Origin of the sequence: Veillonella sp. 3891, assembly GCF_003992315.1 — a bacterium.
Classification (GTDB): Bacteria; Bacillota; Negativicutes; order Veillonellales; family Veillonellaceae; genus F0422.
This window is the reverse complement of sequence record NZ_RQVE01000008.1, coordinates 25,721-39,559: the sequence shown is the minus strand read 5'-3', so window position 1 is coordinate 39,559 and position 13,839 is coordinate 25,721. Positions and strand designations below refer to the sequence as shown.

Annotated in this window: 10 protein-coding genes; all 10 read left to right on the top strand. The window is 40.3% G+C overall.

The features are described from left to right. Positions 1 to 9: 9 nt before the first annotated feature. Positions 10 to 2,409: a ferrous iron transport protein B gene (gene feoB, locus EO118_RS05530; RefSeq protein ID WP_127069010.1), complete on the top strand. Its 2,400-nt coding sequence runs from the start codon at positions 10 to 12 to the stop codon at positions 2,407 to 2,409. Between the two features lie 140 nt (positions 2,410 to 2,549). Further along, on the top strand, positions 2,550 to 2,738 hold the full coding sequence (locus tag EO118_RS05525; protein WP_127010884.1) for a FeoB-associated Cys-rich membrane protein: 189 nt from the start codon (positions 2,550 to 2,552) through the stop codon (positions 2,736 to 2,738). Between the two features lie 126 nt (positions 2,739 to 2,864). Then, entirely contained in the window at positions 2,865 to 3,125 is a 261-nt protein-coding gene (locus EO118_RS05520) for a DUF6110 family protein (RefSeq protein WP_127010883.1), read from the top strand. 3 nt (positions 3,126 to 3,128) lie between these two features. Continuing rightward, positions 3,129 to 5,258, top strand: a complete 2,130-nt coding sequence (locus EO118_RS05515; protein ID WP_127069009.1) for a heavy metal translocating P-type ATPase — start codon at positions 3,129 to 3,131, stop codon at positions 5,256 to 5,258. Between the two features lie 429 nt (positions 5,259 to 5,687). Next, entirely contained in the window at positions 5,688 to 6,083 is a 396-nt protein-coding gene (locus tag EO118_RS05510; RefSeq protein ID WP_126940966.1) for a hypothetical protein, read from the top strand. 1 nt (position 6,084) lies between these two features. Beyond that, positions 6,085 to 6,930, top strand: coding sequence for a hypothetical protein (locus EO118_RS05505; protein ID WP_164726252.1), 846 nt, complete (start codon positions 6,085 to 6,087; stop codon positions 6,928 to 6,930). Between the two features lie 145 nt (positions 6,931 to 7,075). Further along, entirely contained in the window at positions 7,076 to 7,645 is a 570-nt protein-coding gene (locus EO118_RS05500) for a restriction endonuclease subunit S (RefSeq protein ID WP_127069007.1), read from the top strand. Next, entirely contained in the window at positions 7,646 to 10,897 is a 3,252-nt protein-coding gene (locus tag EO118_RS05495) for a type I restriction endonuclease subunit R (RefSeq protein WP_240633522.1), read from the top strand. It begins immediately after the preceding gene. Between the two features lie 14 nt (positions 10,898 to 10,911). Further along, positions 10,912 to 12,078, top strand: coding sequence for a restriction endonuclease subunit S (locus tag EO118_RS05490; protein WP_127069006.1), 1,167 nt, complete (start codon positions 10,912 to 10,914; stop codon positions 12,076 to 12,078). A 157-nt stretch (positions 12,079 to 12,235) separates the two neighbouring features. Beyond that, positions 12,236 to 13,837, top strand: a complete 1,602-nt coding sequence (locus tag EO118_RS05485) for a type I restriction-modification system subunit M (protein WP_127069005.1) — start codon at positions 12,236 to 12,238, stop codon at positions 13,835 to 13,837. The last annotated feature ends 2 nt before the right edge of the window (positions 13,838 to 13,839 follow it).

Here is a 13,839-nt window from a genome sequence, read left to right as displayed (position 1 = left end):
ATTGCTAAGATGGCAGACAACACACATACCAAGATTGAGGTTGCTTTAGCGGGTAACCCTAACTGTGGTAAAACAAGTATTTTTAACAATATGACGGGATCCCGTCAACACGTAGGTAACTACGCAGGTGTTACAGTAGAGAAAAAAGTTGGGGATGCAAAAATTGATGGTCATGATATTGAAATCATCGACTTACCAGGTACGTACTCCTTAACAGCACGTTCTCTCGATGAATTGGCAGCACGTAACGTTATCATCAATGAAAATCCAGAATTGATTGCCAATGTAGTGGATGCGTCCAATCTAGAACGTAACCTATACTTAACAGCCCAATTAATTGAATTAGAACAACCATTGCTACTTGTTTTGAACATGGTAGACGTGGCAAAAGAAATGGGTTTAAAGTTCAATAATAAAAAATTAGAAGAATTAACAGGTTCCACAGTAGTAGAAACTATCGGTCGCTCCAATAAAGGTACAGAAGGTGCACTACGTGGTATCGTGAAAGTATCTAAAGAACGAAAAATCCCTAACGTTCGCGTTAACTATGGCGACGTATTGGAGCCAGCTATCGCGGAATTGGAAGCAGAAGTAGCGAAACTTGACACTGGTCGTTATCCACATCGCTGGGTAGCTATCAAATTGTTAGAACAAGATACAGATATCTTAGAAAAAGTGCAAGAATTAGACAAATCTGGTGCTGTGTTGAGCAAAGCAGAAGCATTGCGCACAGAATTGAATAAATCTGTTGATATGGATATCGTGTTCCAAGAATATCGTCACCGTTTTGCAGTAGACGTATTCAATGCCGTGCTAGAAGTAGTACCTGAACATAAAGATTCTAAATCCGATAACATCGATAAAATCTTAACGAACCGTTGGTTAGGGATTCCTATCTTCTTATGTATCATGTGGGTAATGTTCTACTTGGTTATCAACGTAGCGGAATATCCAAAAGGATGGTTAGAAGATGCGTTCAAACTATTAACAGAATTTATCGGAGCTAACATGGATGACGGCTTATTAAAATCCTTGATTAACGATGGTATCATCGGTGGTGTAGGGGCCGTTATTAGCTTTATCCCTCATATCGTTCTATTATTCGTATGTATTTCCTTCTTAGAAGATACTGGTTACATGGCTCGTGCGGCATTCGTTATCGACCGCGTGATGCGTGGTGTAGGTTTACATGGTAAATCTTTCATCCCTATGTTATTGGGCTTTGGTTGTAACGTTCCATCCATCATGGGTGCTCGTATTCTTGACAATCCAAGAGACCGCATGATTACGATCTTAGTATCTCCGTTCATGAGTTGTAGTGCTCGTTTGCCAGTATATACGTTGCTAGCAGCTGCATTCTTTGCACCAGAAGATGCACCAACTATCTTATTGGGTATCTATGTATTGGGTATCATAGTAGCCGTTGTGACTGCAAAAGTACTTCGTACATACGTATTTAAAGGGGCAGCAGAACCGTTTGTAATGGAAATGCCTCCATACCACATGCCAACACTTCGTTCTGTAGGTATTCATATGTGGGAACGTTCTGTGATGTACCTTAAAAAAGCAGGTACATTTATCTTGGCAGCATCCATCTTGATTTGGTTCTTAACATCCTTCCCACAAGATGTAGAATATTCTCAAGATTATGATGCAGCAAAAGCAGAAGTAACTGCTATGCATGAGCAAACAGCTGCCACAATTCTAGATGAAGCGCAATTAGCAAATGATGAAGACAAAGATAAAGTCGCTGCTATTTATGATCAAATGCTTGCTTTAGACGAAGAGCATAAAGATGACCCGCCAGCTGAAGAGGAAGAAGTTACTGTAGAAGAAGTAACTCAAGATGGTGCAGAAACAATTGAAGAAGAAACTGTAGAAGAACCTGCATACTTCGAAGAATTAAAAGCTGACGAATTATATCCAGTAGCTTGGACTTTATATGTAAACCATAAAGTTGAAGAAGGTGAAATCAAAGAATTAGATCTTCAACAAGGTAAAGAAAAAATTGAACAATCCTATGCAGCTGAATTAGGACGTTTTATTCAACCTATAATGGAACCACTTGGATTTAACTGGCGTGTGAACATTGCCGTAATAGCCGCAGTAGCAGCGAAAGAAGTAATGGTAAGTACATTAGGTACTATTTACGCGATCGAAGCAAGTGATGCAGATTCTAAATCCTTGGAAGAATTCTTGTCTACTGATCCAGACTTCACACCAGCTATCGGTTTAGGCTTGATGGTGTTCGCCTTGCTATATTTACCATGCTTGGCGACTATGGCGGTATTAAAACGTGAAACTGACTCCTGGAAATGGTTCGGTGCCGTATTTGCTTACACTAGTATCCTAGCTTGGGTAGGTGCATACTTAGCAGTTCATATCGGTCGTGCCTTAGGTTTAGGTTAATCAATATTGATAGTAAACAAACAATATAATTGAGATTGAGAAAAATTTTATTTCAAAATTCATTGATATTATGCGGTTTGTTGCATTCGCAAAATAATTTTCAAAAAGCACTTGAAAATGAGAAGGAGATAGTGTATACTATGGATAGTGTTATTGTATACGCAATTGGTTTACTAGCGGTTCTCTATGTTGCATACCGAGTATATAAAAGCGCAACAAGCGCAGGCGGTTGTGGCGGCGGATGCGGCGGAGGATGTGGTTCCTCTTCTGAATCCGAATCAGGATGCGGCTGTGGCTGTGGTGGTCACGAAGAACAAGATCAAAAGTAACTAATTCGATACCATAAGTATGGTAAGAGGGACTCCGATAACACGGGCCCCTCTTATCTTTATAATTTTTAATTGTAATATATTTTCATGTATTAATGTGACAGAGATCACAGAAAGGAACTAACAATGTTCAACGTAAAAAAAGAAACTTTAAGAGATGCTAATGTATTCGCAGCTGGTTTAGCTTTAGGCACAGTAGGTGTAAAAGTATTAACTTCCAAAGATGCTCGCAAAGTATATGCTAATGTAGTAGCAGCAGGTCTTCGTGCAAAAGACAGCATCTTAAAAACAACTGAAAAATTGCAAGCTTCCACAGACAGCATTTTAGCTGAAGCACAAGAAATCAACGAAACTCGTGATGAAGAAGTGTTAACAGAAGGAAAATAATCCATGATGCAATTTAAAATGTTGCAACGCTTGTCCCGTCGTCTTCATGTACGTATTGAGGGACGTAAGTTTAATGACGCACAGGCTCAATATATCGAAGATACATTGATGGCCTGTGAAGCCATTAACAAAGCGAACTTCTATACGCGTTCTGGTGATATCATCATCAAACATACTGGTGATGAAAGTGCAGTGAAAACTGCTTTATTCGGATTGCAAGATTTGGATTTAGCCAATGCACCAGCATTGCATGAACTTTCACCTCGCCTTGTTAACAAGCGTTACAAAGAAGAAATGATCGATAAAACATTGCTTTATATCGGTAAAAAAATCGTTTTACCAGCACCTATTGCAGCAGCATGGTCTTGGTTCGATGGTATCAAGTTCATTGGTACAGCTATCAAAACATTGTGGAAACGCAAATTGACTGTAGAAGTGTTGGATGGCGTAGCTATCGGTGCGGCATTATTGCAAAAAGATTACTCTACAGCGGGCGCTGTGATGTACTTATTAGGCATCGGCGAAATCTTGGAAGAGTGGACATTACGTAAATCCGTGCTTAACCTTGCTGAAAGCATGTCCTTGAACGTAGACAAAGTTTGGGTTCTTGTAGACGGCGTAGAAGTAAGTAAACCAATCGGTGAAGTTCAAGTTGGCGATATCGTAGTGGTTCGTCAAGGTGAAGTGGTACCATTGGATGGCCAAGTTGTAGACGGTGTTGTACTTGTAAACGAAAGTTCTATGACAGGGGAACCTGAACCGGTTCGTCGTGATGCAGGTACATCTGTGTATGCAGGTACTGTTGTAGAAGAAGGTCAATGCTCCTTTGAAGTACGCACTACATGTAAACACACTCGTTTCGAGCAAATCGTAAACTTGATTGAAGAATCTGAACAAATGAAATCTGGTATGGAACAAAAAGCATACCGCATGGCAGATAAATTAGTACCAGTGAGTTTCTTAGGTGCTTTTGCTACCTTTGCATTAACTCGCAACTTGATGAAAGCCTTATCTTTCGTTATGGTAGACTTCTCCTGCGCATTGAAATTGTCCATTCCATTGGCGGTATTATCCGCTATGCAAGAAGCGTCCAATCGTGGTATCACTGTAAAAGGTGGTAAATTCTTGGAACGCATTGCAGAAGCAGATATGATTGTCTTCGATAAAACAGGTACATTGACAAAAGCAGAACCTGTATTCCAAGAAATCATTCCGTTTGGCGGTAATGATGCAGATGAAATGTTGACATTAGCAGCTTGCTTGGAAGAGCATTTCCCTCATTCCATGGCGAAAGCAGTTGTGTCTGCTGCACAAGATCATCATTTACCACATAAAGAAATGCACTCCAAAGTAGAATATGTTGTGGCACATGGTATTGCATCTAAAGTGGGTAACCGCAAAGTGCGTATTGGTAGCCATCATTTCATCTTTGAAGATGAAAAAACAACAGTTCCAGCAGGAGAAGAAGCTAAATTTGAAAACCTTCCAGAAGGTTGTTCCTATCTATATCTAGCAATTTCTAATGTCTTATCTGCGGTTATTTGTATTAAAGACCCAGTACGTGAAGAAGCAAAAGATGTTATCCGAGAACTTCATGGGTTAGGCGTGAAGAAAATTGTTATGATGACTGGCGATAGCCGTAAAAATGCTGAGCGTGTAGCAGCAGAAATTGGTATTGACGAAGTACATGCTGAAGTAATGCCAACTGATAAAGCTGATTATGTTCGTAAAGCAAAAGAAGAAGGTTACACAGTGATGATGGTAGGGGATGGCATTAACGACTCCTTGGCGTTGTCTGAAGCGCATGTAGGTATTGGTATGAATGAAGGTGCACCAATTGCACAAAAAATTGCCAATGTCACAGTGTCTAGCGATAACTTGACTGCCATCGTTGATTTACGTCGTATTTCCATGAAATTAATGGATCGTATTAAAATTAACTATAACTCCATCGTAGGTGTGAATGGTGGTCTTGTAGGATTGGGCGTATTAGGTGTAATGCCTCCTAGCTCCACTGCATGGATTCACAACTTGTTTACACTAGGTGTGGGTATGTATAGCATGACTCCATTATTGGAAAAACCTAAAACAACAAACGATGACTGCATCGAAGTAGAAGCAGTTGTAGCATAACATATTTATAAAGGCTCTCGTCTTTGACGAGAGCCTAAAATATGGTATACTATAGTTGTAACAACAAGAAGAACCCGATGTGTGTTTGGCGTTAGGTTCATCTTAGAATCAAGCAAAATATGATGACCCTAACGTGTGTAGCGTTAGGGTCGTTATATTACTAACTACTAATTATTTTAGTAACTGTAATACGGCAACTACTAAGGTAAGAAAAGTAATGATTAATTGGATCTTTTCATAATTACGCATAGTATCACCACCTTTCGGTGATGAACCTAACTCACGTCGAGTTCTTATAATCAGTATATCATAATCAGCATCCGTAAGGGTGCTTTTTTGTTTGTAAAATTGAAATGCATATGTATTTATAAGATGGCCGATGTTTGTTATACTATAGGAAGAGATAATTTGTTGTAGAAAGGAAATTATATGTCAACCATACAAGATGTAGTGCAACGCACGATGTATATGAGTATATTTTTTATATTAATTCCTCTAGGGGCCTATACGATTCATACGGGGATGAGCGCCATGGTGGCAGGGGTGAGCTATGCAGTGCTGTCTCTATTCATTCCTATTTTTTACTTGCGTTCTAGTGAAAGTGGCTTTGGTCCTAAGGCTCGCAGAATACCGATTTGTGTATACGTACTAGCTTGGGCATTGGTACAAGGTGGTACCTTCTTGGTGTTTAACAATTTAGATTTATCTTGGTTATGGAATCTATCTACTATCGGTCGTGATGTGGTATTTGCCATTATCATGTATTGCCAAGTGACCTTGTCTTTAGTATTAGCACTAGCAGGTGGAAAGAATACAGAGGTGTAATATGAGAAGTTATATAAAATTTTATAGTTGGTCCATGCTCTGGATTATTCCGCTCAGCTTGGTATTTAGCTTAGGGCAGTTCGACACATCTAGCATTATTATGTTCGTCATTGCCTCTTTGGGGATCCCTTTGGGTCTGAAAGCGGTGCCAAGACTGGCGGGACAATTTGACTTTCACTTAGGTAAAGGCCATTATACATATTCTTGGCTTTGGTGGAATCTATTCTTTTTCTTTGGTAATGGTGTGTTGCCTTTTACCTTGCCAAAAGAACCTATCTATGTGATGCTAGTTTGGGTGTTGACTATGTTAGTTGTGGTGGCACTCATGATCGGTACAGCAAAACTATTAGATTGCTGGATGGCACGAAAAGAACGTCATTACTTTATCGATACAGTATTGAACATTTCTACCTATGCATTGCCATTGCCGATGCTATTTTTAGGGGATGTGATGTACCTCAATCTAGAGGATCCTATCATTCAAGCATCGTTAGATGCACAGGGCTTTGCAGGACTCATTGCTAGCCTATATATCGGGGTAGTGCTCATGATACTTACCACTATTGGTAGTATGGTCCTATACTTATATCCACGTCGCACAGCATTGTGGCCTCGTGTGACTGCCATCGTAGTCATGGCAGTGTGGTGGGTGGCAACCAATGCCCATATCCTATTTGGTGGATACATTCCAGACATTGTGAAAGTCTGGGCAGGAAAAGCATTGCCAGCGTTTACAGGTAGCCCACTAGTATATATTACGCCGTCTATATTTGAGATCTGTGCCATTGCTTTAAGTGTGGCAATTGGATTGGGAATAGAAAAATTATGGCTAAGCAAGCAAGCTTAGAGTGCGTGAAGGGCGCAAAAAAATAATTTTTAAAAATTACAAATACATAGACTTGCTTTTTTTGAAATTACCGTGTATACTTAAACCATAAGTTATACGCGGTAATTTTTTTAAATGCAAAATTAGAGAAAAGGAGATGGTTTCTATGGTATGTATCAAAGATTTATTTCATAGTAATACGGGGGTATCTCAATATCGCTTGGACGAAGATGTAACAGGAGAGGCAAAAACATATACATTGTATGGTCAAAATGAATTGTATGAAGATATACATGGTGTGCCTGGTGAACGACAAGATCGGAAACAAATTAAAACGACTTTCACAGGGGATTTACTAGAAGAAGGTGATTTGCTATTTAGTGCCATCTCTGGGGAAGCTACTATCGTCGGAAAAGACCATGAAGGGTACATTTTCACTCAGAACTATGTGCGTATGGTGCCTACGTCTAAGCAGATTGACTTGAAATACATGATGTTCCTCATCAATGAACATCCAAGTATTAAACGTCAGTTCCAACAAAATTTGCAAGGCAGTCAAGTGATTCGGTACAGTTTAAAACTGTTGAAAGACATAGAACTGCCGAAGTTACCACCGATTGAAATACAACGATTAATCGGCGATGTGTATTACAAGGAATTACGAGTGCGATCTTTGCAACAACGAGTGGCACATAATATGTATACATTGCGAGTGGCACAATTACAGGGGGTGTAAATGATGGGTAAAATGAACGAATTAGAGTTTGAACAACAATTAGTAGAGCAATTATCTACAGGTTCTATTACACTGACTCAAGATATAGGCGAGGAGCTAGTTTCTTACGGAGGACGGTCTGTATATAAAAGTAAATTATGGAAGTATGAACCTCATATTAAGACTACAGAAGCATTGTGGGATAACTTTCGTCGTATTTTATATCAACTAAACCAAGATAAATTGGATAAGCCTTTGAGCGATACAGAGTTTAAACAAGTCCAAAAAGTGATCAACGAGTTATATACACCGTATCTAGCGGGGCAGTTTTTGTATGGTGTGAATGGAGTATCCCAAGTAGAAGTGGATTTAGATGATGGACGCCATGTATATCTTACTGTATTTGACCAAAAACAAATTGGCGCAGGCAATACAGTGTACCAAGTGGTAACACAAATACAACGAGCTCCTAAGATTGCAGGACGGCCAGAACGTCGCTTTGATACAACACTCTTAATTAACGGATTACCTGTCATCCAAATCGAGGAAAAAGCATCGGGACATGCTGCCAATGAGGCATTAAACCAAATGCATCAATACATTGAAGAACGGCAATACAGCGATATTTTCTCTACTGTTCAAATCTTGGTGGGCATGACTCCTACGCAAATTAAATACATGGCGAATACGACGGCGGAGATGTTCAACAAGGACTTTTCCTTTCAGTGGCAAAATCCAGAAACTAACAAGGTCGTAACAGATTGGAAAGTATTCTCCGATTTGTTCCTCAGCATTCCCATGGCGCACCAAATGTCTACGCAATTTACCATCTTAGATGGTACGAAGAATAAGCAAATGTTAAAAGTCATGCGACCTTACCAAGTGTATGCTACCAAAGCAGTGTTGAGCCAATTGAAACAAGCAGACTTTACATTGCCTATCAATAAATTGGGCTACATTTGGCACACTACTGGATCTGGTAAAACCATTACTAGTTTTAAAACAGCGTGGCTCGCGAGCCGTATGCCTCATGTAGATAAAGTAGTGTTCGTGGTGGACCGCATTGCATTGACGAAACAAACAGAAGAAAATTACAAAGCCTATGACCCAGAGGGCACTATCGACGTAGACGGTAGACAGTTTGATGCGGTAGGTGGCACAGAAAATACAAATGTATTAAAACGTAAATTGAATGAAAAAGGCAATGGTATTATCGTCACATCTGTACAAAAATTGACGAAGTTAATCCAACGAAAAGACTTTACCTTACCGAAGAAAAATTTTGTGTTCATCGTCGATGAAGCTCATCGTTCTACAGGTGGTGAAAGTTTTGAAGAATTGCAAAAAGTATTTAAAGGTGCAGCTTGGGTTGGATATACAGGGACACCCATGTTTGACGAAGTAGCAGGGAAAAACACCACTAAAACAAGAGAAGTGTTTGGCGAATTACTTCATTGGTATACGATACGAGAAGCCATTGCAGACAAAAATGTACTAGGCTTTAAAGTAGACTTTGAGACCACCATTGACGAAGTGAATATGAAAGAACATTATTTGCCTATGTTCTATCGCCATACTCACCCGAAATGGTCAGAGGCAGATATACAGCATCGTATCAACAATCTCACTCCCGATGATATGGACGATATGATCGAACCTAGTTTCTACGACAACAACAAGGACCACGTCCGTTTGGTGGTGGAAGATATCTTTAAATATTGGAAAAATCGTTCTGTGGAGGGCAAGTATAATGCGATGCTCACCACCCATGTAGGTGGTACCCGCCCTAGTACGCCCATGGCGATGATGTACTTTGACGAATTTGAAAGAGTGAACCAAGAGCGAGCAGCACGGGGCGAGTTTACCTTGAAAGTAGGGGTTACTTTCAGTGCGAGCACGAATAACAACGATACCCAACTAGATACGAACAATGGGTTACTACGGGCAATGAATCACTATAACAAGCTGTTTGGAACGAATTTTGGCCTCGATGATGTGTCGGGGTATACCCAAGATTTGACGACACGCTTGAATCGTACTGCTAGAGATGGCCAATATTTGGACATTGTCATCGTAGTGGATCAATTGCTCACCGGTTTCGATGCGCCACAGATGAATACCTTGTATGTGGACCGTACACTGAAAGGGGCTTTGCTCATTCAGGCATACTCGAGAACGAACCGTATCGCCGATACCCATAGCAAACCGTGGGGACGGATTGTGAACTATCGCTGGCCTGTACAGAACGAAAAGTTGATGAATGAGGCTTTACGTATCTATGCGAACAGTGCATCGGCGAATGAACAGGGCACATTGGGACCAGATAGTAATGGTGGTGATGACGGTGATTTGGAAGGTATCGGCGTATTGGCAAAACAATTCAAAGACCAATTAGCGGAAGTGCAACATGTGGTGAGCCGCTTAGCGGATTTGACAGATACTTTCACAGAAGTGCCACCTAGCGAAGGGAAGCAAGAGGAAATGTTTGAACTGATGCGTAAGTATAGTTCTGGCATGTCCAAGTTAAAACAATATGACGCGGAGCAGCTGGATGGGGAAACTATCGGTTTCGATTACGATAAACCAGAAGATTTGGTAGCTATGGTAGGTATGACGGTGGAACAGGAAGAAGTGTTGACCACGTCCTTGTATAACGATTTGAAAGAGCGATTGGCGAAAGCGCATGATTTACCAGTGGCACAAATCGAACTGCGTATGACCCATGTGAAAGATGTGAAAGTCAACTACGATTATTTGACAGAACTAGTGGAAGAATTGATGAATGCCGTTCACGAAGAGCGTATGGATGATGCAGATGCGTACCGCACACGGATTCAAGATTTTGCCATGGCACTGGAAGATCGTCAATATGCGAAACAAATCAACAAAGCCGCAGAGGCTATCTATATAGGTGAATATCCGCCACAAGGTAGCGATGTTGCGTATCCTGTAAAATTAGATGACAGCAAGGATATCATCCAAGAGGCGAACACCATGATTGTGAAAGATGAAATCTTTGAGTTCCGCCAAAAGTGGGGCATCGTCGATTGCATTCGTAGCGAAGAATTGCTAGAGTTGTTTGTGAACCATGTGTATGGTAAAAAGGACTTTGACGACACAGGTCGCATGACAGAATTAAAAAAAGCAGCAAGGAAAGAGTATGTGGTAAAAGCTCAAGACCCAGCGGTGAAAGAGATGAAAACCATTGCGTACGGGAACAAATTAATTGAGGCTATCTATGACTTTGCCGATGCCTACGTAAGTGAAGGATAAAGAGAGGTGTCACAATGAGTGAAACAAAACGAAACGTACCGAAACTCAGATTTCCTGGGTTTACGGAAGATTGGGAACAGCGTAAGTTGGGGGAGATATTAAAAGTTAATTCTGGAAAAGATTATAAACATTTAGAAAATGGAGATATTCCAGTTTATGGGACTGGCGGATATATGCTTAGTGTGAATGAAGCGCTGTCTGATATTGATGCGATAGGGATTGGAAGAAAAGGTACAATAGATAAGCCTCAATATTTAAAGGCACCTTTTTGGACAGTTGATACACTGTTTTATTTGGTGCCATTAGAGAAATATTCGTGTCCACTTTTATATCACTTATCTAATCTTATACCATGGAAAAAATTTGATGAGTCTACAGGTGTACCTAGTTTATCGAAATCAACTATTGATGGTATTCAAGTAAATATACCGAAAGATAAAAAGGAACAAGATAGGATCTCTATGTTATTTGACCGAATAAACAACCTCATCACCCTTCATCAGCGTAAGTTAGAAAACTTAAAATTAAAGAAAAAAGCATTACTTCAAAAATTGTTTCCGAAAAATGGCGAGCAATTTCCAGAACTTCGTTTTCCAGGATTTACTGATGCTTGGGAACAGCGTAAGTTGGGGGAAGTAGCATCCTTGAGAGGAGGGTATGCATTTAAAAGCGGTAAGTTTTTAAAAAAAGGTATACCAGTAATAAGAATTTCAAATATTTTATCGGATGGAATCGTTGGGGGAGAATTTGCGCATTATTATGAAGAAGAAATGGAAGAAAATTTTATAGTAAAAGATAAATCTATACTTATTGCTATGTCTGGCGCAACAACAGGTAAAGTAGGTATATTACACTGTGAAGAGAATCAAAAGTTCTACCAAAATCAGCGAGTAGGATATTTTGAACCAAATGATCAATGGAGTTATAAATTTATAGGTACATTTGTTAAATCTAAGTTATTTGAAAAGCAACTAGATTCTGTTTTAGTTGCTGGAGCACAACCTAATATATCGTCACGAGATATAAATGATTTTGATATTTGGATCCCTAACAATATAAATGAGCAAAATCAAATAGGAGTGCTTTTCGAAAGCTTCGATAACCTCATCACCCTTCATCAGCGTAAGCTAGAACACCTACAACTTCAGAAGAAGGCTCTTCTTCAACAGATGTTTGTCTAGGGGTGTCACCAGTAATATACAGATAGTTTCGGATAGTAAGGCATTTAAACTAACTTTCAGCGAGTAAACTAGTATGCCTACGTTCAAATACTTTCACAAAACATAAAATACAATATACAAAAACAGATACAAGAGAGATATGACAAAGGAGATTTTTATGGCAAATGTAAAAGCGCAAACGATTTCTAGCCAATTATGGGCGATTGCTAACGATTTACGTGGCACAATGGACGCAAGTTCTTTCAAAGATTATATTCTTCCCTTCTTATTCTATAAATACTTGTCCACACATCAAGAAGAATACTTGGTGGACAGCGGTTTGGTAGATCCTTCTGAGGGGAAATCTGTCAACGAACTGTATAAGGAGATTGTGGAGCAAGAGGGCTTGGAAGATTGCCTGATGGATATTGCAGGTTCTTTGGGATATGCCATCAATCCGGAAGATACTTGGGTATCGTTAACGGAAAGTATTCATAATGGTACGGTTGTTCCTGGGGATTACCAACGCATTTTTGAAAACTTTAATACAAATGCGGAAATCAACAAAGAAGCATCTGCAGATTTCAGAGGCATTTTTAACTACATCAACTTAGGAGATTCTGGTTTGGGTGCTACTACAGCTGGCCGTACGAAAACGTTGAATGCGGTGGTATCCAAAATCGATGAAATCGAGTATAAGGATGAAAGTGGCAAAGATATTCTAGGTGAAATTTATGAATATTTAATCGGCAAGTTCGCAGCGAATGCGGGTAAAAAAGGTGGGGAGTTCTACACGCCTCATGAGGTAAGTATCATTTTGGCGAAATTGGTGACAGCAAATTTGGAGAACCGAGAAGATACTTTCACAGTCTATGACCCGACCATGGGGTCAGGTTCATTGCTACTCACGGTGCGCAACGAGATTCCTGATGGTTCCCGTCAAGGGGCGGTGAGCTTTTACGGGCAAGAGCTGAACACGGTGACCTACAATTTGGCGCGCATGAACCTCATGATGCACGGCGTGACCTACAACAACATGAACTTGCACAATGCGGATACCCTTGAAAGTGATTGGCCAGATGGGGTGGACCACGATGGTATCGACCGTCCGCGATCCTTTGATGCGGTGGTAGCGAACCCTCCGTACTCTGCAAAATGGGACAATAATGAAAGTAAATTGAAAGACCCTCGTTTCAGCGATTATGGCAAGCTGGCACCAGCGTCCAAAGCAGATTATGCTTTCATCTTGCACAGCTTGTACCATTTGAATACGGAAGGCACGATGGCCATTGTATTGCCGCATGGGGTGCTATTCCGTGGCGCAGCGGAAGGTAAAATTCGAGAAACTATCATTGAGAAAAATTACTTGGATACGGTCATTGGATTGCCAGCGAACTTGTTCTATGGCACAAGCATTCCGACCACGATTTTAGTGTTCAAAAAGAATCGTACGAACCGTGATGTATTGTTTATCGATGCGAGCAACGAGTTTGAAAAAGGGAAAAATCAAAATAATTTAAGCGAAGAACATATCGCTAAGATTATTGACACCTACCGCAACCGTGTGGACGTGGAGAAATATGCGCATGTGGCGAGCCTAGAGGAAATCAAGGAGAACGATTATAACCTGAACATCCCTCGTTATGTGGACACCTTTGAAGAAGAGGAAGAACTGGATCTTGATGAAATCAATCGCATGATTGAGCAAGATAACCGTGATATTGCAGCGCTGGAAAAAGAAATTGCAGAACAGTTGGCACTGTTGGGGGTGAAACTGTAGTT